Source organism: Agathobaculum desmolans ATCC 43058, from assembly GCF_000701665.1.
In the GTDB taxonomy this organism is placed as follows: Bacteria; Bacillota; Clostridia; order Oscillospirales; family Butyricicoccaceae; genus Agathobaculum; species Agathobaculum desmolans.
Map to the genome: position 1 here is coordinate 25,158 of NZ_JNJN01000016.1, position 23,643 is coordinate 48,800.

Below are 23,643 nucleotides of genomic sequence, written 5' to 3' on the forward strand. Positions count from 1 at the left end.
CGTTCGGAGGGAAGGTGGTTTGCTGTGACAAGAGAACAACTGAAAGAGCGTGTACGCCGCCTGCCGCAGCAGCCCGGCGTTTATCTGCATAAGGATAAGACCGGTAAAGTGATCTATGTAGGTAAGGCGAAAGCGCTGAAAAACCGTGTTTCCAACTATTTTCAGCCGCCCGAAAGCCTGAATGCTAAAACCCGGCAGCTTGTTTCGCACATTGATGATTTTGATATCATTGTTACCGAAACCGAGTTTGAAGCCCTTGTGCTGGAAAACTCGATGATCAAAAAATACAAGCCCAAGTACAATATCCTGCTCAAAGATGATAAGGGATATCCCTATATTCGGCTGGATACATCCGCCCCGTATCCGGATTTTAAGGTGGTTTCCAAGCCTGCGCAGGACGGCGCACGTTATTTTGGACCGTATCCCGGACGGGTGGCGGCCCGCCGCGCGATCGACACGATCAGCGAGGCGCTGCATCTCAAAACCTGCACGCGCGTGTTTCCGCGGGATATCGGCAAGGACCGTCCGTGTCTCAACCGGCACTTGGGGCGCTGCTGTGCGCCGTGCACGGGCGATGTCAGCCCGGAGGAGTATCAGGCGCTGATCGGTCAGGCGGTCTCTCTGTTTGAGGGGGATGCGAAAAAACTCGAAAAAGAGCTGACTGACAAGATGAATGAGGCGGCGGAGGAGCTGCAGTTCGAGCGCGCCGCGCTGCTGCGCGACCGGCTGCGCGCGGTGCAAAAGCTTGGCACGCGGCAGCATGTGGTTGCCGGCGCGTATGCGGAGCTGGATGCGGTTTCCTTTGTGCAGGGGCAGACCCGTGCCTGCATCTGTGTGCTGCACTACGGCGGCGGCGCATTGCAGGATAAGGAGTATACCTTGTTTTCGCTGGTGGAAAGTGATCCGTCCGAGGTGCTCGAAGCATTTATCAAGCAGTATTATGCGCAGCGGGGTGCGGTTCCCAAAACGGTGCTGCTGTCGCATGCGCTGGAGGAACCGGATGCGGTTGCGGAGTATTTATCTTCGATCGCGGAGCGGCGGGTTGAGCTGGCGGTGCCGCAGCGCGGTGAGCGGCGGGTGCTCACCCGTTTGGCAGAAACCAACGCGCGGGAGGAGATCGAACGCCGTGAAAAGCAGTCCGAGCGGCGGCACAAATCGCTGGAGCTGCTGCAGCATGTGACCGGCATGACGGCGCTTCCGCTGCGTCTGGAAGCGTATGATATTTCGAATTTTGCGGGGCAGGATACGGTCGGTTCGATGGTTGTTTTTGTCGAAGGACAGCCGAAAAAAAGCGACTACCGCAAGTTTAAGATCGCCTGCGCGGCAAATGGGCAGGATGACTATGCCTCAATGCGTGAAATGCTTACCCGGCGGGTACAGCGCTATGTGGATGGGGATGAAAAATTTACGCCCCTGCCCAGCGCGTTTCTAATCGACGGCGGTTTGGGGCATGTGCGTATCTGCCGGGAGGTGCTGGATGCCTATGGGCTGACGACGCCCTGCTTCGGCATGGTCAAGGATGACCGCCACCGCACGCGGGCGCTGGTCGCACCGGACGGGCGGGAATTCGGCATTTCGGCCACTCCGGCGTTGTTTGCGTTGATTGGCCGGATACAGGAAGAAGTGCACCGCTTTGCGATTGAGTACAACCGTAAGCTGGGCGGCAAAAAAGTGCGCGGTTCCACGCTGGATAACATTCCCGGTGTGGGGGAAAAACGCCGTGCGGAGCTGCTGCGGCATTTCGGCAGCATTGAGAGTATCCGCCGGGCGGAGGAGGGCGAACTGGCCCGCATTCTGCCCCAGAACACTGCACGTGCGGTGTATGAGTATTTCCATAAGGAGGATTGAGCATGCGTGTGGTATCCGGTTCTGCGCGGGGCTGCAGGCTGCAGCCGGTGCCTGGGATGGACACCCGGCCGACGACCGACCGTGTGAAGGAAAATATTTTCAACCTGATTCAGGAGCATGTGCGCGGCGCACGGGTGCTGGATCTGTTTGCCGGTACCGGGCAGCTGGGGATCGAAGCGCTGTCGCGCGGTGCGCAGTACTGTGATTTTGTGGAGTCCGGGCGCGCTGCATACGACATCGTGTATAAAAATGTAAAAAGTGCGCGGGTTTCCGATCGCGCCGGCCTGCATCGCAAAGACGCGGGGCAGTTTCTTGCGGAGAGGGAAAAACGGTCGTATGACCTGATTTTCCTTGATCCGCCATACGGTGGAAAGCTGCTGGAAAATACGCTGGCGATGATAGAAAGGTTTGACATTCTCTCATCAAATGGTATAATGATATGCGAAAGTGCGGTAGAGGATCGGTTCGCGCATAACTTTTCGGTGCAGCGGGAACGGCGCTACGGCGCAACTATGATTACTGTTCTGCAGTGGCAGAACAGCGGAACGGATGAATGACATGAGAACTGCGATTTACCCGGGCAGCTTTGATCCGGTTACGTTGGGGCATTTGGATATTATCCGCCGTGCGTCGGTTATGTTCGACCGGCTGATCGTTGCGGTGATGCACAACCAGAACAAGCAACCGATGTTTTCGGTGGAGGAACGCATGGAGTTCCTGCGGTGTACGACAAGCCAGCTCCCCAATGTGGAGATCGCTTCTTTTGACGGTCTGCTTGCGGATTATGCAAGACAGCAGGGCGCCTGTGCGGTAGTCAAGGGCCTGCGTGCGGTTTCGGATTTTGAATATGAATTTCAGATGGCGCTGGCAAACCGTAAGCTCAACCCTGAGCTGGATACGGTGTTCCTGATGACCAGCGCGGAATACATGTACCTCTCGTCCTCTGTGGTGAAGGATATTGCGGTACACGGCGGCAGTGTCGCCGGCTTTGTTCCCGATGGGATCATGCAGGATATTGTGCGCCGCACAAGAAAGGAAGGCTAAAACGATATGGCAACTTTAGACGATCTGATCAACAGCATGTACGACATGGTGCAGGATGCCAAGGGGATTCCGCTGGCAGGGGAGAAGTGCATCATTGAGCGTGACCGACTGCTCGATCTGCTCGATGAGCTGCGTGCAACACTGCCGAACGATTTGCAGGTGGCACAGGATATCGTGTCCAAGCGCAGTGAGATGCTTGCATCCGGCAAACGAGAGGCCGAGGCGATCCGCCGTCAGGCAGAAGAGGATGCCCGCCAGATGGTTGCCGAGACTGAGATCGTGGTAGCCGCCCGCCGCAAGGCTAAGGAAGTGCAGGGCAATGCGGAGATTCAGGCGCGTGAGCTGCGCCGGGTAGCCAATGAGTACTGCGAGGATACACTGAAGCGCACCGAGGAGGCAGTTGCTCTTTCACTGGAAGAAGTGCGCAAGGCGCGTCAGCGTTTCAAGAGCATCGCCAAGTAAAAATTTTTTCGACCGTCCTGAAGCAGCCGCGGAACAGCGGCTGCTTTTTTGTGTGCTGCCAGCGGTTTATGCCTGATTCCCACTTCGACCCACCATAGCTGTTATGAGAAGGAGGAAACGGTGATAAAACAAGTAGGGAGGTGTTTTTTCCGTTTTCTTACATGGGTATGCGCCCCACTTGGAGTGGGAAAATGGTGTCCTGCATGGCAAAAGCAATTTTCGAACATACGTTCGAAAATTGCAAAAACATATAAATTAGCTAATTTTACCCCTTGGTATTCCGCAAAAAAATACAGTATAGGACTTGCAATCTGAAAGCAATATGGGTATAATGGAGTCAAGGTGGTGAGAAGTGGGGCAAAGTGTCACAGAGTCCACCAAAATGAAAGCGTGGTGTGATTCCGGTGAAGGGCGAGTATAAGCATTCCATTGACGCCAAGGGGCGTCTGGCGATGCCGGCTAAACTGCGCGAGGCGCTGGGAGAACACTTCACTGTGACCAAAGGACTGGACGGATGTCTGGCAGTCTACCCGGAAAAAGAATGGGAAGCGCTGGAGGATCGCATCCGCAGCCTTGGCAACGGCGAAAAGGCCCGCCGTGTCAAGCGGTACTATTTTGCCAATGCGTTCGATGCCCAGCTGGATGCGCAGGGGCGTATCCTGATCCCCGCGAATCTGCGGGAATTTGCTGATTTGCAGAAGGATGTTGTTGTAATCGGGCAGCTCGATCACGCAGAGATCTGGAACAGTGAAAAATGGCGTGCTTACAACGAGGAGATCGATGCGGAAAGCATCGCTGCCGACGTTGACGATATTGATTTTTAAGAACAGAGCAGGAGGGAACCAATGGAATTTCATCACGTGTCCATCCTGCTCAAGCCTTGTTTGGAGGCATTGCAGATCAAGCCGGACGGCGTGTATGTCGATGCGACGACCGGCGGCGCAGGCCACTCGCTCCGCATTGCGGAGCGTTTGCATGATACCGGCCGCCTGATCTGCATCGACCGGGATGACGAAGCGCTGGAAAATGCAAAAGACCGGCTGCGTGCAGTGTGGCAGCGTGTTACGCCGGTCAAAAGCGATTTCCGTGCGATCGACAAGGTGCTGGCCGGACAGGGGCTGTCCGGTGCGGACGGAATTTTGTTTGATTTAGGCGTCTCCTCGCCGCAGCTCGACCATGCGGAACGCGGGTTTTCCTACATGAAGGACGCACCGCTTGATATGCGTATGGATCGTTCGCAGCGTCTGAGCGCCTACGAAGTGGTAAACGGCTGGAGCAGGGAAGAACTGCGCCGTATTTTGTTTGAATACGGTGAGGAACGCTATGCGCCGCTGATTGCCGCCGCGATTGAGCGGGAACGGGAAAAAAAGCCGATTGAGACCACGTTAGAGTTGGTTGATATCATCCGAGGTGCAATGCCGGCCAAGGCATTGCGGGAAAAACAGCATCCGGCCAAACGCAGCTTTCAGGCGATCCGCATTGCGGTAAATGATGAGTTGGGCGCGGTGCGCGAAGCAATGGAAAAGGCAATCGACTGCCTTAACCCCGGCGGACGGCTGGCAGTTATCACCTTCCACAGTCTGGAGGATCGGATCGTAAAAGCGGCTTTTCAGCAGGCAGCGCAGGGCTGCACCTGCCCGAAGGATTTTCCGGTTTGCGTATGCGGCAAAAAGCCGAAAGTACGGCTGACACCGCGCAAGCCGATTCTGCCGGATGAGGCGGAGATTACAGAAAATCCGCGGGCGCGCAGTGCAAAACTGCGTGTGTGCGAAAAATTATAAGCAGCAATTTGGGAGAAAGGAAATACAATGATGACTGCAAGCAGGGAAAGCGTAGCGTATAAACAGTATGAAGAGCGTTTCCCGGTCAAAACACAGCAGGAACGCAGCTTGCGCGAGGTTCCTACGCCGCGGCGCCGCAAAAAGGCGGGGGTGCGGCCGAGCTTTGCTGCTTGTCTGGTTATTTTGGCAGTCACGGCGGTGTATATCCTGTTTTGCCAGATGCAGCTGACACAGCTTACCACAGAGGTGAGCCGCAAGAATGATGCGCTCAGCGAGCTGACATCGGAAAACGTTTCGCTGACGACCAAAAAGATGAACAGCATGGATATGGAAGAGGTAGAAAATTACGCGGTCAATCGTCTGGGAATGGTAAAGATGGACAACTCCCAGATCGAGTATGTCGAGCTGACCAATCCGGATACGGTTACAGTAGCAAACAGCGGAATATCGCTGGATGCGTTGTTTGCGGGCTTGGCGCGCAGCTTTTCTGCAATCGTGGAATATATCCGGTAAGGGAATGAATAGGATGCGTACAGGGGAGTGAGAGGTGGAAACTTCTGACTCCTTACGCTTTTTTATGACAGAAAACGTCCGTTTCATGGAGGGACAGAGCATATATGGAAGCAAAAGGACCCAATAATCGAATGCGTTCCCGCATCAATGTGCTGACACTGGCTTTTATTGCGTTGGGGTTTGGACTGGTCGGCATCCGTCTATTGTACATGCAGGTATTTCACCGGGACTTTTATGTGCAGGAGGCAACCTCGCTGCAAACGCGTGATACGTTTATCACGCCGAACCGTGGTGTGATTTACGATGCAAATATGCAGGTGCTGGCGGAATCCGCAGAGGTCGAGCGCATTACGATTTCGCCTAAGGCAGTGGTCGATCAAAACAAAACCGCATCTGCGGAGGAGCAGCAGCAGACGCTGGCGACGATCCTGTCGCAGAAGCTCAAGATCGATTACGATGAGGTGATGCACAAGATAGAACAGACCGATACGGAATATCAGATCATTGCGGAAAAGGTGGATAAAGACATCGCCAAGGAATTATATGCCGAGCTGGAAAAAGCGGGCTGCACCGGCGTATATCCGGAAGCGGATACCAAGCGGTATTATCAGCACGGCGCATTCCTGTCCTCGGTGCTGGGTTATATCAACAGCGAAAATAACGGCGCGGCCGGGTTGGAAATGCAGTATAACGATGAGCTTTCCGGCACGGCGGGACGGGTGGTGCGTTTGCAGAATGCAAAGAATATCGATATGACCCCGGAGACCGAGCAGAACATCCCCGCAACGGACGGCAATTCGCTGGTGCTGACGATTGACAGTGACATCCAGAACTATCTGGAAAAGCATCTGGAGACGGCGCTGGCGGATAATCCGGACGCGCGTGACGGCGTTTCCGGTATTGTGATGAACGTTAAGACCGGAGAAGTGCTGGGCATGGCCAATCTGCCGGACTTTGACCCGAATGATTCCTACCGTCTGATGAATGAACGCTACATCAACGAACTGCGTGAAAATGTCGCAAAAATTCTGGAGGAAAAGGGGATCAGTGAAACGATCCCGGATAAATGGTATCAGGAGGGCGGTCTGTCCAACCTGCCGAAGAGCATGCAGGAGAATGAGGATCTCGTCAAAAAGCTGGGGAATGCCCGCGCTAATATTTTATACAAAACGTGGAATAATCCGGTTGTCAGTTCCAACTATGAGCCGGGTTCTACCTTTAAGCTGCTGACCGTTGCCTCGGCCTATGAGCTGGGTGTGGCGCATGCGGAGGATACCTATACCTGCGGCGGCTCGCTACAGGTGGAAAACTGGACGATTAAATGCCACAATACCAGCGGCCACGGCACGCAGACGCTGACCGAAGCGCTGATGAATTCGTGTAACGTGGCGATGATGCAGATCGGTGCGAAAACCGGTTTGGAACGCTTTTATCAGTTTACCAAAGCGTTTGGTATGGTGGAGCAGACCGGTATCGACTTGCCGGGCGAATCCAAGGGTCAGTTCCCGGATCCGGATTCGGACAAATGGAATGAAGTCTCTCTGGCAACAGCCTCGTTCGGCCAGCGCTTTACCGTTACTCCGCTGCAGGAACTGAACATGGTTTGTGCAATCGTGGATGACGGCAAGCTGAAAAAGCCCTATGTTGTCAAAGAGATATTGAACCGGGACGGCTCGGTCAAATCGACAAAGCAGACCGAAGTGGTGCGTCAGGTTATTTCGGAGGACACTTCGGCTTATATGCGGCAGGCGATGGAAGCCGTCGTTTCGGACGGCACCGGAAAAAACGCTTACGTATCCGGTTATCGCATCGGCGGCAAGACTGCAACCTCGGAGCTGCTGCCCGAAAAGGATGCAGAGGGTAAGACGATCGACACGGAGGACCGCTATACGGCTTCCTTCATTGGCGTAGCGCCGATGGACGATCCGCAGATTGCCGTGTTGGTTGCAATCAACGATTTGCCGGAATCCGCGCCGCATGGCGGTGGTGCGATCGCTGCGCCGGTCGTGGCGCGCATCATGGAGGATGTGCTGCCTTATATCGGCGTAACACCGGTTTATTCGGATGAGGAGAACGACCGCCGTGAGCTGACCGTGCCGGGCGTGATTGGTTCGACCGAGGCGCAGGCGGCCGAAAAGCTGCGCGCAGCGGGCTTGGAATACCGTGTGGTAGGCGACGGCGCAACGGTGACCGATCAGGTGCCGTCCAGCGGTATGCGCATCCCGGCCAGCGGCAAGGTGATTTTGTATATGGGTGAAAGCCGGACGGAGGAACAGGTGGAAGTACCTGATCTGACCGGGTTGACACCGGAGGAATGCCGGTACCGGCTGGAGGAATACGGGCTTTATCTGAAACAGAAGGGCGTAGCTTCGGCACAGGTAACGGGCAACACAACGGCAACACGGCAGAGCCCGGCGCAAGGCACCAAGGTGAGTGTTGGCTCGGTAGTGACCGTGGAATTCTCGGATATGACGGGCGTAAGCGACCGATAGGAGGAAGTTATGAAATTACAGGAGCTGCTGAAGGGTGTTGCGGTGCAGGCGTGCACCGCGGCACAGGAGCTGGATATTCAGGAAGTGCGCTATGATTCACGCGCGGTACAGCCGGGCGATCTGTTTGTGGCGATCCGCGGTTACGCGACCGACGGACACAAGTATATCGGCAAAGCGCTGGAGCAGGGCGCGGCTGCCGTGGTGTGTGAGCAGGCGCCGGAGGGTGTTCCTGCGGTTGTGGTGCCGAATGCGCGCCGTGCACTCGCTGAGATTGCTGCCAACCGCTTCGGGCACCCGGCAGATCATATGGTAATGCTGGGAGTAACCGGCACCAACGGAAAAACCACCACGACCTATCTGGTCAAGCACATGCTGGAGCAGGCAGGGCATAAGGTCGGACTGATCGGCACAAACCAGAATCTCATCGGCAGCGAGGTGATCGAGACCGAGCGCACGACCCCGGAAAGCTATGAGCTGCACGCCCTGTTTGCGCGGATGCGTGACGCGGGCTGCACGCATGTGATCATGGAAGTATCGTCCCACTCCCTTGTATTAGATCGTGTGCACGGGATCCGGTTTGCGGTAGGCGCGTTCACCAACCTGACGCAGGATCATCTGGATTTCCACAAAACGATGGAGGAATACCGCCGCGCTAAGGTGCTGCTGTTTGCGGTAAGCGAGAAGGGCGTGGTCAATCTGGATGATGACGCGGCACAGGCGATGCTGGAGGATGCCGCATGTCCTTGTCTGACCTTTTCCTGTGAAAAGGATGCTGCGGATCTGACGGCAAAAAACATCCAGTTGTATGCGGACGGCGTTTCCTTTTTGGCAAATACCAAGGGGGCGCTGGCGCGTGCCCGTCTGGGTATTCCGGGGCAGTTTTCGGTGGAAAACGCATTGGCTGCGCTGGGGATCGTGCTGCAGCTCGGTATGCCGCTGGAACAGGCGGTGCAGGCGCTTGGCACCGCTTCCGGTGTGAAGGGACGGGTTGAGGTCGTGCCGACCGACACACCGTATACCGTGCTGATCGATTATGCACACTCGCCGGACGGGGTAGAGAATGTGCTGCGCACCGTGCGCGGGTTTGCCAAGGGGCGTGTGATCGCGCTGTTTGGCTGCGGCGGTGACCGCGACCGCACCAAGCGGCCTAAAATGGGACGCATTGCGGCAGAACTGGCCGATTTGTGTGTGGTAACAAGCGATAACCCGCGCACTGAGGAGCCGCAGGCCATCATAGATGATATTCTGACAGGGATGCAGCATATCAAAACGCCGGTGCAGGTGATCGCAGACCGGACGGAGGCGATCCGCTGGGCGCTGGCGCACGCTAAGCCGGATGATGTGATCGTTTTGATGGGCAAGGGACATGAAACCTATCAGGAAGTGGATCATGTCAAGTATCATATGGATGAACGGGAAATCGTTGCGGATTACTTTCAAAATAAGCCGTGACCGGACTGGGATGAGATGAGAAATAACAGAACCAAAATGGGGGACAGTTAACATGGAACGCTTTACGCTCGCACAGGCTGCGGCATGGACAAAAGGAGAGGCAAAAGGCGAAGCAGTGTTGTCTGCGGTGACGACGGATTCGCGGCAGATACCGGAAAACGCCCTGTTTCTGCCGCTTCGGGGAGAACGCTTTGATGCACATGATTTTATCGGCAAGGCGGTCGGCGGCGGTGCGGCGGCGGTGGTCAGCCACCGTGCCAATGAGGATTATCCTGTGCCGGCGCTGTATGTGGAAAATACGGCGCAGGCGCTGCTTGATCTGGCGGGCGGTTATCGGGCGCTGTGCGGCGGCAAGGTGATCGGCGTGACCGGTTCGGTCGGCAAGACGACAACAAAAGAACTGCTGTACGCTGTGGCGGCACAGAAATTCCGCGCACAAAAAACCGAAGGAAATTTGAATAATGAGATCGGGCTGCCGCTGACGCTGCTGCGCATGACACGGGAAACCGAGGTTATGGTGGCTGAGATGGGGATGAATCATTTTGGTGAGATCAGCCGCATGACAGCGGCGGCGCGGCCGGATCTGGCGGTTATCACCAACATCGGCACTTCGCATATCGAATATCTTGGCTCACGCGAGGGGATCTGCCGCGCCAAGCTGGAGATACTGGAAGGCCTGCGCGAAGGCGGCACTGCTGTACTCTGCGGGGATGAGCCGCTGCTGTGGGACAAACGCGACACACTTGGATGCCGCGTTGTAACCTACGGATTGGAAAATCCGGCGTGCGACCTAACCGCACACTTGCATAACGACGGTACATTTGATATAGTAAATAACAGCCTGCAGGCGGATACGCTGTCTGTCGGTGCGGGATTTACGGCAAAACTCAGTATTCCGGGGGCGCATAATGTGCTAAATGCGCTTGCGGCGGCGGCAGTCGGCCTGCTGCTCGGCGAAACGCCCGCTCAGATCGCAGCCGGTCTGGCCAGCTATCAGGCAAGCGGTATGCGGCAGAATATTTATGAGCAGAACGGCTATGAGATTTATGCCGACTGTTATAATGCCAGCCCGGATGCTATGGAGGCGACGCTTGCTGTATTGGGAACGATGTCACCCGGCGGAAGGCGGTTTGCCGTGCTCGGCTCCATGCTTGAGTTGGGTGCATATGCGGAAGAGGGCCATCGGCGCGCAGGGCGCGCCGCGGCGCAGTATGCGGATGCGCTGTATGCGTACGGTCCGGATGCGGCGGCGATGGTGGCCGGTGCACGGGCAGGCGGTATGGAGCATGCGTGGGCATTTGACGATCAGGCTGCATTGGCGGCTGCACTGCAGCAGGATGCGAAAAAGGGCGATGCGCTGCTGTTTAAGGGCAGCCGCGGTATGCGGATGGAGCGTGCGCTCGCTTTGTTCTTAGGGGAGGACGTGGAAGAATGAATCAGGCTTTGATGGTTTGTGCGATCGCGTTTGTGATCACGGCGGCAATCGGCCCGGCGGTGATCCGCTATCTGCGCAAGATGAAGTTCGGGCAGAAGATTTTGGAGATCGGGCCGAAATGGCATATGAATAAGCAGAATATCCCGACGATGGGCGGATTTATGTTCATCATCGGTATTGCCGCAGCGGTGTTGGCGGGCAATCTGCTGGCGGGAGGGCTGTCGGTCTCCTCACTTGCGATCCTTGGGCTGTCGGTGGCATACGGCGCGGTCGGTCTGGTGGATGACTATGCTAAGATCAAGAAAAAGGAAAACGCCGGCCTGACGCCCAAGCAGAAGCTGGTGCTGCAGATTTTGGTAGCGGGCGCGTTTATTCTGGTACTCTTTTTGAATTCGGACGGAATGCCGCAGCTTTGGATTCCGTTTACCGATATTACGTTCAGCTGGCCGTGGCCGCTGTACATTATCTTTGCCGCATTTGTGATCGTGGGTGCTGATAACGCTGTTAATCTGACGGACGGGATCGATGGGCTGGCTGCCGGTGTTACGCTGCCGGTCGCAGTCTTTTTCGTATTCGTCGGGATGGCACGCAGCGATATGGGCGTGATGATCTTTGCGGCAGCGCTGGCCGGTGCGCTGGCAGCGTTTTTGATTTATAACTTTAACCCGGCCAAGGTGTTTATGGGCGATACCGGATCGCTGTTTCTCGGCGGTGCGGTGGCCGGGCTGGCCTTTGCGTGTGATATGCCGCTGATCCTGCTGCTGGTGGGTCTGATCTATATCATTGAAACGCTTTCGGTCATCCTGCAGGTGACTTATTTTAAGGCAACGGGCGGTAAGCGCCTGTTCAAAATGGCGCCGATCCACCATCACTTTGAGATGTGCGGCTGGGGCGAGAAAAAAATTGTATTGATTTTTTCCGGCGTGACAGCGCTGCTGTGTCTGGTGGCGTATTTCTGTGCGCTGATGCCGAATTTATAAGCGGCGGTGCCCGGCATCAGGTGACGCCGTCTTAACTCTTGATGATCCTTTTGGAGGTATCCCTTTTTATGGCTTCGACAAAAAGACAGCCGCGCCCGCAGCGTCGTGCGGCGCCGCAGCATTATCCGGTGCCGCGGTATCCGGGTGAGCTGGCGCCGCGCGGTGAACGTCTGCCGGCGCAGGCGCCCATGCCGCCGGCTGCGCCGCGATCCCATGCGAGGCCGCGGGTGCGTGCCCATGCGTGGGATGCAGGCGTGTTTTTTTCCGTGGTTCTGCTGCTGTGCATCGGTTTGATCGCACTGTTCTCGGCAAGTTATACCAATGCAATGTTTTATCACGGCAGCGCAACTCATTTTATCACCCGGCAGGGGATGTGGGCCGGTATCGGTTTGATTGCGATGATCGTGATCTCCAAAATACCGTATAAGGTATACGCACGGTTTCAGCAGCCGATCATGTGGGTGTCGCTGATCCTGCTGGTGCTGGTTATCACACCGTTGGGTACCGCATCCAAGGGCGCACAGCGGTGGTTGTTCGGGTTTCAGCCGTCCGAATTGGCAAAAATCGCAGTCATTATCTGTTTTGCCTCTTGGGTTGCGCGCGATCCCAAGAGCGTGCGCAGCATCCGTACGATGATCCGGCCGTACGGCCTGCTGCTGGTTGCTTATATCGGCTTGCTGGCGATGGAACCGCACACGTCGGCTATGATGATCATTTGCGGCATCGGTGTAATCATTCTGATTGCCGGCGGTATGCGCCTGTGGTATTTTGGGCCGATCATAGTGCTCGGTGCAGCAACATTGACTGGATTTTATTTTGCGTTCGAACATGTGCAGGAGCGTTTTGCGGTTTGGCTCAATCCCTTTGCCAACCTGAGGGAAGAAGGCTGGCAGGGCGCAATGAGTCAGATCGCAATCGGTTCGGGCGGACTGTTCGGGCTGGGGCTGGGACAGGGGCGACAGAAGCATCTGTACCTGCCTGAGCCGCAGAATGACTTTATCTTTTCCTCATGGTGTGAGGAAATGGGGCTTATCGGTGCGCTCATTGTGATCGCACTGTTTGCCTATCTGATTTACCGCGGGTTTCGCGTGGCGCGCGCCGCGCCGGATAAATTCAGCTGCCTGCTGGCGACCGGCATTACGGCAAAGCTGGCGGTTCAGACGCTGATGAATTTGTTTGTCGTTACCGGGATTATACCGGTAACGGGTGCAAGCCTGCCGTTTTTCAGCTACGGCGGCACGGCACTGCTGATGCAGCTTGGTGAAATGGGTATCTTGCTGAATATTTCCCGCTATATGCGTGTGGATATGCGGCAGGCGGAATGAGGAGAAGCGATGATGACAACAGGGCCGGTCTGGTTTGGCTGCGCCCTGCGCAGAGCAGGAAGGGGAGGACAGGTTGAAACTGTATATCACAGGCGGCGGCACGGGCGGCCATGTTACGCCGGGGATTGCGATTGCCCGCTATTTTGAGCACAAGCATCCGGATACGGTTGTTCGGTTCGCCGGATCGGCGCGCGGTATTGAAAATAAGCTCGTTCCGCGTGAGGGGTATCCGCTGGATACGATTGAGATCATCGGCTTATCGCGTTCGGTCAGCCCGAAGGGGCTGGCGCACAACCTGAAAGCGGCGAAGCTCGCGGTTTCGGCAGTCGGCAAGGCGAAAAAACTGCTTGCGCAGGCCCGGCCGGACTGTGTAATCGGCTGCGGCGGGTATGCATCGTTTGCCGTGGTGCGTGCGGCACAGCAGATGGGGATCCCGACTGTGCTGTTGGAGGTCAATGCACTGCCCGGCAAGGTGACCAAAATGCTTGCAAAAAAAGCGGACCGTGTGCTGGTATGTTTTGAGCAGGCGCGGGAGATCCTGGGCGGGGGTGACAAGATCGTGCTGACCGGCGCCCCGGTGCGTGGAGAGATTTTGGCGGCGGATCGTGCGGCGGCACGCGCTCGGTTCGGGCTGGGTGAAGCGGATCAGCTTGTTGTTTCTTTCTGGGGCTCGATGGGTGCGAAGTATATGAACGAGCATATGGCAGGTACGCTGGCGCTCGAGTGCAAAAACAACGTATCCTACCATCACGTGCATGCTACCGGCGCGGCAGCGCGGGAATGGCTGCCTAAAATGGCGGAGGAGCAGGGCGCGGAACTGGCTGCGCATCCTAATATTTTAATTACGGAGTATATTTACGATATGGCAGACCGGTTGGCGGCGGCCGATCTGGTTGTATGCCGGGCGGGTGCCGCTACGATGGGCGAATTGTGTCTGCTCGGCCGTCCTGCGCTGCTGGTGCCCTCGCCGTTTGTGGCGGAGAATCATCAGGAGAAGAATGCCCGCGCTTTGGAGGCAGCCGGCGGCTGCCGTGTTCTGCTGGAAAAGGATGCTTCACCGCAGGCATTGTATGATGCCATCGGCGAGATGCTGTCCGACCGGGAAGCACTGCGGTGTATGGGACGAGCAGCAACTGCACTGGCTGCGCCGGATGCCGGTGAAAAGATCTATCGGGAGATACTTTCTGCGGTTGAACAGCATCAAAACAAACGGTAAAGGGGCGCTGGCATGAAACGCACAACGCGAAAACAAGGGCTGCCGGCACAGCAGCGCCGCCGTGGACACCGGCGGCAGCGGCTGTTCCACATGGTGGGGAGAATTTTGTTCCTCGGTGTGCTGCTCGCAGCTGCTGTGCTGGCACTGACCGTATTTTTCAAAGTGGAAACGATTTCAGTTGAAGGCGCGGCGCGGTATACGCCGGAAGAGATTGTGGCTGGGCTGGATGTCAAGCAGGGTGATAACCTGTATTTGTGGAATAAGGTGAAGGTTTCGGAGGAACTGCTGACGGAGTTTCCGTACTTGGAGAGCGTACAGATCCGCCGGCATTTGCCGAATGCGCTGATCGTTACCGTGACGGAATGCCGTCCGGCGGTGGCTGCTGCATCAGAAGGCGGCTTTACGTATGTGAGCAAACAGGGGAAAGTGCTGGAGCGTGCCGTGTCAGACGGTGGCTTACCGACGGTTACAGGGGTGCCGATAGAAACACAGCCGGGGCAGATGATCCGACCGGCAGAGGACGCTTACACGGATGCTCTGCTGGAGGTTTTGCAAACTTTGGATGCGGGCGGGATGTTAGATGAGATGCGTTTTATCAATTTGCAGGATCTGACTGATGTCCGTATCGGTCTGGAAGGGCGGTTTGATATTCGTATTGGCACTTTAGATGTATTGGCGCATCGCTTGCGCTTTGCAAAAGCGGTAATCGACGAGCGGCTGTCACCGTCTGATGTGGGACGTCTGTACTGGGATCAGCAGAACCGGATGCATTATGTGCCGGATACCGTGGAAAATGTTGCGAAATCTGCAACCGGAGCAAATAATGCATCTTCTCCGTTGGTCAGTGAGCAGGATTTGGAACAGGCCGGCGGAACAGACAAAGCAGAGAAGGATACGGACGGTGGTGAAGCCGGCGCAGAGGAAGCTGGTACGCAGGAGGACGGTACTAATCCGGAAGAGGACGGCGCAGGCGCTGAACCGTAGAAGCTGTGGGTTTATGGTGGCTGAAAAGTCGAAAAAAACGCCAAAATCCGTTTGGAATGCTTTTATTCCTGCGGGAAGGCGCGTGGTTGAGATGCTGCTTTGGTAGAAAGCCACAGAAAAACAAAAGATTTTTTTAAGGAATTCACTAATTTCTGTTGCAAAACAGGATGAATAGAGGTAAAATTAAAACAATAGGGGTTGTCTGCCTGTAACGGACAGAGAACAGCCCTGCGTACGAAGAACGTGTAAGAAAATCTGAACGATTCTTGATCATAAAACGGAGGATGGCAACAATGGGTTTTGAGTTTGAACAGGGCTTGGATAATGTAGTAAATATCAAAGTCATCGGTGTAGGCGGCGGCGGCGGCAATGCGGTCAACCGCATGGTTGAAAGCGGCGTACAGGGCGTTGATTTTGTCTCGGTCAATACGGATATGCAGGCGCTGAACTTCTCGCAGGCCGGCACCAAGATCCAAATCGGCGAAAAGCTGACCAAGGGTCAGGGCGCAGGCGCTAACCCGGAGATCGGCCGTAAAGCAGCGGAGGAAAGCAAGGAACAGATTGCAGCAGCGCTGCAGAATACCAACATGGTATTTATCACCGCCGGCATGGGCGGCGGTACCGGCACCGGTGCGGCGCCGGTTGTTGCGCAGATCGCCCGTGAAATGGGCATCCTGACAGTTGGTGTTGTAACCCGTCCGTTTGCGTTTGAAGGTAAGAAGCGTCTGGAGCAGGCGCTTGGCGGCATCGATGAACTGAATAAAAATGTTGACTCGCTGGTTATCATCCCGAATGAGCGCCTGAAGTACGTATCGGAGCAGAAGATCACCTTCAAGAACGCATTTGAAATTGCGGATGGTGTACTGCGGCAGGCTGTTGCAAATATTTCTGAGCTGATCACGGTGCCGGGGTTCATTAACCTGGACTTTGCAGACGTGACCTCGGTAATGAAGGATGCAGGCTTTGCACATATCGGTACCGGCCGCGCAGCCGGAAAGGATAAAGCGGCGGAAGCGGCTCGTATGGCCATTTCCAGCCCGCTGCTCGAAACCTCGATCGATATGGCGCATGGTGTTATTGTTTCGGTTATCGGGTCGGACGATATCGGTCTGGATGAAGTCGAAACGGCAGCTACCATGGTGCAGCAGGCGGCTCACCCGGATGCACATATCATCTTCGGTGCATTCATTGATGATACGATGGATGACGAGATCCGCGTGGTGGTTATTGCAACCGGCTTTGACAATGTGCCGAACTCCGCCAAGCTGAATATGGAAGACAAGAAGAGCGAACCGGCAACCTCTACCGGTCTGTTCACCGAAGCTTCCACTGCTGCGGCAGAGGAGAAGGCTGCACCGTCGCAGCCCAAGTCCGCCGAACTGGGTTCGGATGATGCGGCGTTTGATGTGCTGATGCGTATTTTTGACAAGGATCACCGCTGATAATGCTGAATACATTGATATAACCAAAAACAGCCCTGAAAAGGGCTGTTTTGGTCTGAATATACCATGTAAATTTCTTGTAAAGGGAGTGAGGTCATCGTGAGTGGAGACCCTCGAAGTAGCACAAAATTAAACACCCACGGTGGCACCACTTTGTGATGCCGCCGTAGAAAGGCGGTAGAAAATGGTAGAGTTTTATAAGACGGTCGACGGCCGTGTGACTGAGATCAGTGAATTTGCAGAGGGCTGCTGGGTCAATATGGTGCATCCCAGTTCGGATGAGCTGGAGACGATCGCACGGGCGGCACGTGTAGAGGAAGAATTTGTTCGGGCAGCGCTTGACCCGGAGGAAAGCTCCCGTATTGAAACCGAGGATGATCAGCTGCTGATGATTGTGGACATCCCGATGGTGGAAAAAAACTCGGTGGAAGATGGCGGGCAGATGTTCAGCACACTGCCGATGGGCATTATCGTAGGACAGAACGCTGTTATTACGGTGTGTCTGGAGGACAGCATTATCCTGCGTTCGATTGCGGAGGGAGCAGTTAAAGGTGTGCATACGGCGCTGCGAACCCGTTTTGTGTTTCAGATTCTGCTGCGTGTAGCGGGACGGTTTTTGAAAAACCTGCGTATGATTGAGCGGGACTTTACACGGATCGAAAAGCGGCTGTATGATTCTCTCAAGAACGAAGAACTGATCCAACTGCTGGGACTGAGCAAATCGCTGGTTTACTTTTCCGCATCGCTCAAAGGCAATGAAGTGACGATGGAAAAGGTGCTGCGCGGACGTGTGCTCAAGCTGTATGAGGATGACCGCGATATTCTGGAGGATGCGCTGATCGAGATCAGGCAGGCGATCGAGATGGCGGGTATTTATTCGAGCATCTTGTCCGGCACCATGGATGCCTATGCGTCGGTCGTATCTAACAACCTAAACATTATCATGAAGGTGCTCACGGTATTGACCATCATCATGACCATTCCGAATATCATCTTTGGTTTTTATGGAATGAATATCGAGGGCGGGATCCCGGGACAGTGGTTCTGGTGGGTACCGTTGATTATTTCGGCCTGTGCCTGCTTCTTTGCATGGTATATGCTGAAAAAGAAAAATCTGGACTGAAAAAGCGCCGCGTTTACGGCGCTTTTTCCATCTTGCCCAAGGGGAAAAACACGCGAGACTGAAGAACAGTGTGAAAGCCACCGGCAAAAGCACGGAGAAAAGTTCAGGGGACGCTGTGCAGCGTCCCTTGTGACTACTTATTAAGCGTTTTGTTTTTCGGCAGGTTGCATTTTGCCGGATACAGGCGGAAGGACATGTGAAAAGGTCAGGCATATTCCCATCTTACGCAAATAGATACGGTTATATATGCGTGGCCTTGCGGATGACCATATGGTTCAGATTGTGCCGGATGCCCTAGTTATGGCGCATGGTTCATGCGCTAAGTCGAAAATTAAGGATTTCCTTCGGATTTATTTGATTATTCATGCTATAATGCAGCATGGATAACGCAGAAGTGTGACAAAAAACAGTGATGAAAATAAAAGAAAAAAACCGGGTTTTTTCGTGAAAACAGAGAAAATTGTAAATGAAAGGTGAATGAACAATGAAAAGTTATTGCATAAAACAGGAATAGTGCTATGATAGTACAGGGCTGAATTAAAAGGAACTGTTTGGTACAGTGAGGGAAGAGAAGAGGGTATGCAATGCTTCGTTTTTTAGAGAGCTTACAATTTGTACTGTTTATCTTTTTTACGGCGGCCTACTCCTATCAGATTTTTTACTTGATTGTAGGCATGGTAGCAAAAGCACGGCATGGCCGACAGGATGCGGCACTGCACCGTTACGCAGTGGTGATTGCCGCCCGCAACGAATCGGCGGTGATCAGCAATCTGATTGGCTGTTTGAAAAAACAGGATTATCCGGCAGAACTGCTTGATATCTTTGTAATTGCGGATAACTGTACGGATGATACGGCGGCGGTTTCGCGCCGCGCCGGTGCGATCGTATACGAGCGTTTTAATAAAGTGCAGGTCGGCAAGGGCTATGCGCTGGATTATCTGTTCCGGCATATTTTTGAAGATTACGGCGAGCAGACCTATGATGGATTCTTTGTCTTTGACGCGGACAACCGGGTTGATCCGGGATTTGTGCGCGAAATGAACAAGATGTACGACACCGGCGAATATGCCGCCCTGACCAGCTACCGTAATTCGCAGAATTTCTGCGACAACTGGATCTCGGCAGGCTACGCCTTGTGGTTTCTGCGGGAGTCGCGTTTCCTCAACCAGCCGCGTACCAAGCTGGGCGTGAACTGCGCGGTTTCGGGTACGGGCTTTCTGGTAGCCGGTGATGTGATTCGTGAGGAGGGTGGCTGGCCGTATCATCTGCTGACGGAGGATATCGAATTTTCGATCGTCTGCGCAGCGCGCGGCCGCAAAATCGGCTATTGCAGCACGGCTGTGATTTATGATGAGCAGCCGGTCAAATTCCGCCAGTCGTGGGATCAGCGCCTGCGTTGGAGCAAGGGCTTTTATCAGGTAGATGCCAAGTATACCGGTTCGCTGCTGCGGGGCACGCTGCAGGGAGGGCGTAAGGGTTTTTCCTGCTATGATATGCTGATGACCGTGGCGCCCTGCAATTTGATTACAATCGGTGTGCTGCTGCTTTCTCTGTTTCTGTGTGTGAGCAGCCTGTCGCAGCCGGCCTTTATTACATATCGTGTCCTGCGCATGCTGGGATGGATTTTGTGGACTACGCTCAAGGGGATCTGGTTCAGCCTGTTCCTGTTCGGTGCTTTTACGATGATTGCCGAATGGAAACAGATCGAAGGCGCGGCATGGAAAAAGGTGATGTATGTATTTACCTTCCCGCTGTTTATGCTGACCTATATTCCGATTTCGCTTGCTGCATTGGTCGGCAAGGTGGAGTGGAAGCCGATCCACCATGGCATGGCTTCCAAGGCGCAGAATGAGCGTGAAAAAGCATAATATAATAAAAACCGTCCGTCGGAATATTCGTTCCGACGGACGGTTTTGCATGCTTACTCGATTGGGTGGGGGCGGCCGCCTTCGTATAGTTCGCGGCGGATCGCGGCAAACATACGCTCGGCCATATCCAGATAGCGCCGGATCTCCATTTCATCAATATCGAACGGCAGGTCGGTCGGATAGCGCGTTTCGATATACAGGTCATTGAGTGCTGCACTCTCGTCCAAATATTCTGAAAATACTTCAGGATCGAGGCGGATGGCCTGCCGGCACAGGTAGGTCAGGTTATGGCCGTCGAAATGGCGGCCGGTCCGGTAGAGCAGATAGCCCTTGAGCGCTTTTTCAATCGCCTGCTGGCAATGGAATGCGATGTTGTACACATCGCCGCCATAGGTCAGCAGCAGGCGGGCACATTGCAGGTCGCACAGGGCTTTATCCAGCCACTTATAGTAGAAATGGCTGTCGGATGCGCCTTTACGTTTGCGGCTCATAAACTACCTGACCTTTCCGGGCGATCCATGCTGCATAGGTCGTGCTGTCGGTCAGCAGACCGTCCCATTCTTCCTCGGTGTATACGTTCAGGTTGATCGGCAGTTCTGCGGATAGCGCCAGATGAAGCTGAGGGCGCAGGCGGCGGCAGTCCGTGCCATTTGGTACGATGATGCACAGGCTGAGCGCTTTGAGCTTGCCTGTGGCCATCGTGCGCTTTTCGGCAAACAGAATGATTTTGCGTGGTTGGCAGACTTGCAGAATATCAGCTACGGCCTGACGGATCAGATCGGTCACAGTGCGGTCACCTCCTGCGGTTCCATGGGCGACAGTGTCGCCAGCGCCTCAAAATGCGGTGTACCGTCCACTTCGCCGCGGACGTAGCGCGCACCGTCCTGTGTGCCGCACAACAGCGAAAGCTGCTCGCCGAATGCGGTTTCAGCGGTGTAATTGACCTGTAGGGAGGAGACAAAACCCGGCTGCCGCTGTAAATCGAGTGCATCCGAAATCAATTCGACGACGCGCACATTGTTGACGTGGTTATTGATATCCAGATCGGAATACATCACGGGATGGATATGGTGCGGGCGCACGGTATCGCATGTGATTTTCGGCAGCGGCTTGAACAGCTCGCCGCGTGCGGTATGCAGATATCCTTCCGGCAGGGGAAGCAGGCTGGGACGCAGGATATGGTGTGTGGCGGGATCGAGTGTGACCCACATGGACTGCGCTTCGCCAACCGGCTGTTCATCGGCGAAAAACGTGAAGCAGCGATACCAGCTTACCCCGCGGATGCCCGGACACCAGGTTTCGCAGCGGATGCGCTCGTAAGGGCGCAGCGGGCGCGTCAACTGTGCGCGCATCCGGGACAGCACCCAGATGATCTGCAGTTCCTGCGGACCGAGGTGGAGCGCTTCTGCATGTACGGTAGCGGCATCCTGCATGATATACCACAAAAAGGACGGTTTTGCGATGCCGCGGTTATCAATATAACTGTGGTTGATTTCGTATTCACGGGACAGAAGATCGGACACAGGGGATACGCCTCCTTTAAGCGTTTAATAAAACAAGCTGATAATGAAGCGGGAGATCAGGTCAAGCATGGTGGTCTGCTTACCGATATCAGCCGGGGGCATGGCGGAATCCTGCTTTGCAGGCTGATAGTGTTCGGCAAGCATCGTATCGCCGTTCGGGATATCACATAAAGAGGTGTAGCTGAAAAACACCTCGCCCTGCACATCGATGCTGCTGTCCAGCATGGCAAGCTGACGCTTTAGCTCTGCGGTGCCGTACCAGATATCACCGGCCTCGGCCTCTGCTGCACGATATGCGCCAATGCCGATATACAGTGCTACATCGCTCATGGCGACTGCGTCCTGCCACCAGTCGAGCAGCACAGCGAAATCTGCGATTTCATAGCCGATCGGCCAATACAGTTGGGGACAGATATAGTCCACGGTGCCCTGATGGATCCAATGGAGTGAGTCGCAGTAGATTTCGCGGTAAGCAGAACGACCCTGTGTGTCGCTTCCCTTGGGGTTATCTTCCCGGTTATCCCAGATCCCGGCGGGACTGACACCGAAAGAAATTTCCGGACGGATCGCGTGCAGTGTTTCGTCAAGTGTGGCGATCAACCGGTTCACATTGTCACGCCGCCAATCACCGATATCTTCAAAACTGCTGCCGTAGCGCGCAAACGCTTCCGCGTCGCTGAATGCCTGCCCCGGGTAAAAATAGTCATCCAGATGGATACCGTCGACTTCGTAGTTTTTAACGATCTCCGCTGCGCCGTCCACCACGAGATGCTGCACCGCGGGCAGGCCGGGGTTAAAGTAGTAGTTTTCCTCATACTGCACGGTCCATTCCGGATGGAGCTTGGCAGGGCTGTCGGCAGGCAGGGTATCCCATTCGCTCTCCCCGTTTTTGGTGATGCGGTAGGGATTGATCCATGCATGCAGCTGCAGGCCGCGGCGGTGCGCCTCCTCAACCCAATAGGCAAGGGGATCAAACGATCCATCCGGCGGCTGTCCCGGAGTGCCGCTGATATAGCGGCTCCACGGGAAGTAAGCGGAGGAATACAAAGCATCCGCCGAAGGGCGTACCTGCAGGAAGACGGCGTTCAGTCCCATGTCCCTGACATGGTCAAGGATGGTGTCGGCTTCGGCTTTCAAGGCATCCGCATCCAGTCCCGGACGGGAGGGGTAGTCAATATTATATACGCTGGATACCCATACGCCGCGCAGCCCGTCCTGTGCGGTCTGGGTCGCGCCGGCCTGCGGAAGCAGTAGGGTGAGTAGCAGCACAATAGAAAGAATACGTTTCCTCAGCATGATGATTCTCCTTTGAAACGCGCTGTTGGAATATAATTATTTTACCATTGCCCCTGATAGAAAGCAAGGATGATTGACAGCGGGACGGATGGATTGTATGTAGGACTACGATATATCTACGACCGTGATGAATGGGATATCTGGTTTGCGGCAACGCCTTACGGCTCGCCGGCCTATCCCGCTAAGACACTCAAAACATGGGCGGCGGAGGAGCAGGCCGATGTGGTGTACAACCTGTGCCTGTTTAACATGACAGGCAGCGGCAACGACCGGTACGGCGTGATCCGCGGGCGCACCTTGCAGTACCTGCGCGCGAAAGACGTAGACTGCGGCTACGGCGGCACGGGCGAGAAGTTGACCGTCAGCCCCGGCAACGTGGTTGCGGGTGTCAAGGTCGCGGTGAAAGACAACGTGGTGCGTCCGCTGGACAAGACCACGCGCCGCAGCCGCAATATGATCGGCGAGCTGGCGGACGGCAGGATCATTGTTGTACAGTCCTCGGACGGCTGCACGGAGGACGAGGTGGCGCACTACGCTACCGGACGGTACACCATCGACCTGCTGCTGGTGCAGGATGCGGGCGGTTCGACGGGCATGTACCGCGCCGGTGACGGCTATCTGTTCGCCCCGGAGCGTGAGGGGGCGAACGGCCGCCCGGTGTGCAGCGTAGTATGTATGAGAAAAAAGAACAAGGAGGGCAAACCGATGGGCAAGAAGAAGGTATTTATCGGCGTCGGTCACGGCGGCAGCGATTCCGGTGCGGTCGGCTATCTGGTGGAGAAAGATGTCAACCTCACGATGGCGCTGGCCTGCCGTGATTTCCTCGCCGCGTATGGCGTGGATGTCCGCATGAGCCGCA

At 55.3% G+C, this 23,643-nt stretch carries 22 protein-coding genes; 18 read left to right on the forward strand and 4 right to left on the reverse strand.

The window, feature by feature from the left end; translation table 11 throughout:
* Positions 1-24 precede the first annotated feature (24 nt).
* The 17 genes from uvrC to T363_RS0105740 all read left to right on the forward strand — a co-directional run bounded on the left by uvrC (position 25) and on the right by T363_RS0105740 (position 19,965).
* Positions 25-1,848 carry an excinuclease ABC subunit UvrC gene (uvrC, locus tag T363_RS0105660; protein ID WP_031474081.1) on the forward strand — a complete coding sequence of 608 codons (1,824 nt, stop codon included), beginning with the start codon at positions 25-27 and terminating at the stop codon, positions 1,846-1,848.
* Between the two features lie 2 nt (positions 1,849-1,850).
* Complete coding sequence (rsmD, locus tag T363_RS0105665; RefSeq protein ID WP_031474083.1) at positions 1,851-2,405, forward strand: 16S rRNA (guanine(966)-N(2))-methyltransferase RsmD; 555 nt, start codon at positions 1,851-1,853, stop codon at positions 2,403-2,405.
* Position 2,406: 1 nt separating this feature from the next.
* Complete coding sequence (gene coaD, locus T363_RS0105670) at positions 2,407-2,892, forward strand: pantetheine-phosphate adenylyltransferase (protein ID WP_031474085.1); 486 nt, start codon at positions 2,407-2,409, stop codon at positions 2,890-2,892.
* 6 nt (positions 2,893-2,898) lie between these two features.
* Complete coding sequence (locus T363_RS0105675; RefSeq protein WP_034971792.1) at positions 2,899-3,354, forward strand: hypothetical protein; 456 nt, start codon at positions 2,899-2,901, stop codon at positions 3,352-3,354.
* A 395-nt stretch (positions 3,355-3,749) separates the two neighbouring features.
* Positions 3,750-4,178 (forward strand): division/cell wall cluster transcriptional repressor MraZ, encoded by a 429-nt coding sequence (gene mraZ, locus T363_RS0105680; RefSeq protein WP_242840238.1) that lies wholly within the window; start codon positions 3,750-3,752, stop codon positions 4,176-4,178.
* Between the two features lie 21 nt (positions 4,179-4,199).
* The gene (rsmH, locus tag T363_RS0105685) at positions 4,200-5,135 is read left to right on the forward strand and encodes a 16S rRNA (cytosine(1402)-N(4))-methyltransferase RsmH (protein ID WP_031474091.1); all 936 of its coding nucleotides are present in this window, start codon (positions 4,200-4,202) and stop codon (positions 5,133-5,135) included.
* Positions 5,136-5,162: 27 nt separating this feature from the next.
* A complete protein-coding gene (locus tag T363_RS0105690) occupies positions 5,163-5,648 on the forward strand; it encodes a cell division protein FtsL (protein WP_154658749.1) in 486 nt (161 codons plus the stop codon).
* 104 nt (positions 5,649-5,752) lie between these two features.
* On the forward strand, positions 5,753-8,140 hold the full coding sequence (locus tag T363_RS0105695) for a penicillin-binding transpeptidase domain-containing protein (protein WP_031474095.1): 2,388 nt from the start codon (positions 5,753-5,755) through the stop codon (positions 8,138-8,140).
* Between the two features lie 9 nt (positions 8,141-8,149).
* Positions 8,150-9,592 carry a UDP-N-acetylmuramoyl-L-alanyl-D-glutamate--2,6-diaminopimelate ligase gene (locus T363_RS0105700; RefSeq protein ID WP_031474097.1) on the forward strand — a complete coding sequence of 481 codons (1,443 nt, stop codon included), beginning with the start codon at positions 8,150-8,152 and terminating at the stop codon, positions 9,590-9,592.
* A gap of 52 nt (positions 9,593-9,644) precedes the next feature.
* Complete coding sequence (locus T363_RS0105705; RefSeq protein WP_031474099.1) at positions 9,645-11,027, forward strand: UDP-N-acetylmuramoyl-tripeptide--D-alanyl-D-alanine ligase; 1,383 nt, start codon at positions 9,645-9,647, stop codon at positions 11,025-11,027.
* The gene (gene mraY, locus T363_RS0105710; protein ID WP_031474101.1) at positions 11,024-12,007 is read left to right on the forward strand and encodes a phospho-N-acetylmuramoyl-pentapeptide-transferase; all 984 of its coding nucleotides are present in this window, start codon (positions 11,024-11,026) and stop codon (positions 12,005-12,007) included. Before T363_RS0105705 ends, mraY begins: the two co-directional genes overlap by 4 nt.
* 68 nt (positions 12,008-12,075) lie before the next feature.
* Positions 12,076-13,332 (forward strand): FtsW/RodA/SpoVE family cell cycle protein, encoded by a 1,257-nt coding sequence (locus T363_RS0105715; RefSeq protein ID WP_051643119.1) that lies wholly within the window; start codon positions 12,076-12,078, stop codon positions 13,330-13,332.
* Between the two features lie 73 nt (positions 13,333-13,405).
* Positions 13,406-14,548, forward strand: coding sequence for an undecaprenyldiphospho-muramoylpentapeptide beta-N-acetylglucosaminyltransferase (gene murG, locus T363_RS0105720; protein ID WP_031474105.1), 1,143 nt, complete (start codon positions 13,406-13,408; stop codon positions 14,546-14,548).
* Between the two features lie 12 nt (positions 14,549-14,560).
* Complete coding sequence (locus T363_RS0105725) at positions 14,561-15,532, forward strand: cell division protein FtsQ/DivIB (protein ID WP_031474107.1); 972 nt, start codon at positions 14,561-14,563, stop codon at positions 15,530-15,532.
* 293 nt (positions 15,533-15,825) lie between these two features.
* Positions 15,826-16,974: a cell division protein FtsZ gene (gene ftsZ, locus T363_RS0105730; RefSeq protein ID WP_031474109.1), complete on the forward strand. Its 1,149-nt coding sequence runs from the start codon at positions 15,826-15,828 to the stop codon at positions 16,972-16,974.
* A 184-nt stretch (positions 16,975-17,158) separates the two neighbouring features.
* Positions 17,159-18,097, forward strand: coding sequence for a magnesium transporter CorA family protein (locus T363_RS0105735; RefSeq protein ID WP_031474111.1), 939 nt, complete (start codon positions 17,159-17,161; stop codon positions 18,095-18,097).
* Between the two features lie 584 nt (positions 18,098-18,681).
* The gene (locus tag T363_RS0105740) at positions 18,682-19,965 is read left to right on the forward strand and encodes a glycosyltransferase family 2 protein (RefSeq protein WP_031474113.1); all 1,284 of its coding nucleotides are present in this window, start codon (positions 18,682-18,684) and stop codon (positions 19,963-19,965) included.
* 53 nt (positions 19,966-20,018) lie between these two features.
* On the opposite strand, the gene T363_RS0105745 is transcribed toward T363_RS0105740, so the two are convergent.
* From T363_RS0105745 to T363_RS0105760, 4 genes are read right to left on the reverse strand one after another with little or no spacing between them, the layout of a single operon-like run.
* Positions 20,019-20,456, reverse strand: a complete 438-nt coding sequence (locus T363_RS0105745; protein WP_031474115.1) for a HEPN domain-containing protein — start codon at positions 20,454-20,456, stop codon at positions 20,019-20,021.
* Complete coding sequence (locus T363_RS0105750; RefSeq protein WP_031474117.1) at positions 20,440-20,751, reverse strand: hypothetical protein; 312 nt, start codon at positions 20,749-20,751, stop codon at positions 20,440-20,442. The genes T363_RS0105745 and T363_RS0105750 overlap by 17 nt, the downstream gene beginning before the upstream one ends.
* Positions 20,748-21,488, reverse strand: a complete 741-nt coding sequence (locus T363_RS0105755) for an acyl-ACP thioesterase domain-containing protein (protein WP_031474119.1) — start codon at positions 21,486-21,488, stop codon at positions 20,748-20,750. The genes T363_RS0105750 and T363_RS0105755 overlap by 4 nt, the downstream gene beginning before the upstream one ends.
* A gap of 24 nt (positions 21,489-21,512) precedes the next feature.
* The gene (locus tag T363_RS0105760; RefSeq protein ID WP_051643121.1) at positions 21,513-22,784 is read right to left on the reverse strand and encodes a glycoside hydrolase family 10-like protein; all 1,272 of its coding nucleotides are present in this window, start codon (positions 22,782-22,784) and stop codon (positions 21,513-21,515) included.
* 69 nt (positions 22,785-22,853) lie between these two features.
* On the opposite strand from T363_RS0105760, the gene T363_RS16550 reads away from it, so the two are divergent.
* The coding region (locus T363_RS16550; protein ID WP_031474123.1) for an N-acetylmuramoyl-L-alanine amidase family protein at positions 22,854-23,643 on the forward strand (790 nt) is incomplete at its 3' end.

Coding starts and splice junctions, on each gene's coding strand:
- rsmD (WP_031474083.1), top strand. CDS start 1,851: ATGCGTGTGGTATCCGGTTCTGCGCGGGGCTGCAGGCTGCAGCCGGTG.
- coaD (WP_031474085.1), top strand. CDS start 2,407: ATGAGAACTGCGATTTACCCGGGCAGCTTTGATCCGGTTACGTTGGGG.
- T363_RS0105675 (WP_034971792.1), top strand. CDS start 2,899: ATGGCAACTTTAGACGATCTGATCAACAGCATGTACGACATGGTGCAG.
- rsmH (WP_031474091.1), top strand. CDS start 4,200: ATGGAATTTCATCACGTGTCCATCCTGCTCAAGCCTTGTTTGGAGGCA.
- T363_RS0105690 (WP_154658749.1), top strand. CDS start 5,163: ATGATGACTGCAAGCAGGGAAAGCGTAGCGTATAAACAGTATGAAGAG.
- T363_RS0105695 (WP_031474095.1), top strand. CDS start 5,753: ATGGAAGCAAAAGGACCCAATAATCGAATGCGTTCCCGCATCAATGTG.
- T363_RS0105700 (WP_031474097.1), top strand. CDS start 8,150: ATGAAATTACAGGAGCTGCTGAAGGGTGTTGCGGTGCAGGCGTGCACC.
- T363_RS0105705 (WP_031474099.1), top strand. CDS start 9,645: ATGGAACGCTTTACGCTCGCACAGGCTGCGGCATGGACAAAAGGAGAG.
- mraY (WP_031474101.1), top strand. CDS start 11,024: ATGAATCAGGCTTTGATGGTTTGTGCGATCGCGTTTGTGATCACGGCG.
- T363_RS0105715 (WP_051643119.1), top strand. CDS start 12,076: ATGGCTTCGACAAAAAGACAGCCGCGCCCGCAGCGTCGTGCGGCGCCG.
- T363_RS0105725 (WP_031474107.1), top strand. CDS start 14,561: ATGAAACGCACAACGCGAAAACAAGGGCTGCCGGCACAGCAGCGCCGC.
- ftsZ (WP_031474109.1), top strand. CDS start 15,826: ATGGGTTTTGAGTTTGAACAGGGCTTGGATAATGTAGTAAATATCAAA.
- T363_RS0105735 (WP_031474111.1), top strand. CDS start 17,159: ATGGTAGAGTTTTATAAGACGGTCGACGGCCGTGTGACTGAGATCAGT.
- T363_RS0105740 (WP_031474113.1), top strand. CDS start 18,682: ATGCTTCGTTTTTTAGAGAGCTTACAATTTGTACTGTTTATCTTTTTT.
- T363_RS0105745 (WP_031474115.1), bottom strand. CDS start 20,456: ATGAGCCGCAAACGTAAAGGCGCATCCGACAGCCATTTCTACTATAAG.
- T363_RS0105760 (WP_051643121.1), bottom strand. CDS start 22,784: ATGCTGAGGAAACGTATTCTTTCTATTGTGCTGCTACTCACCCTACTG.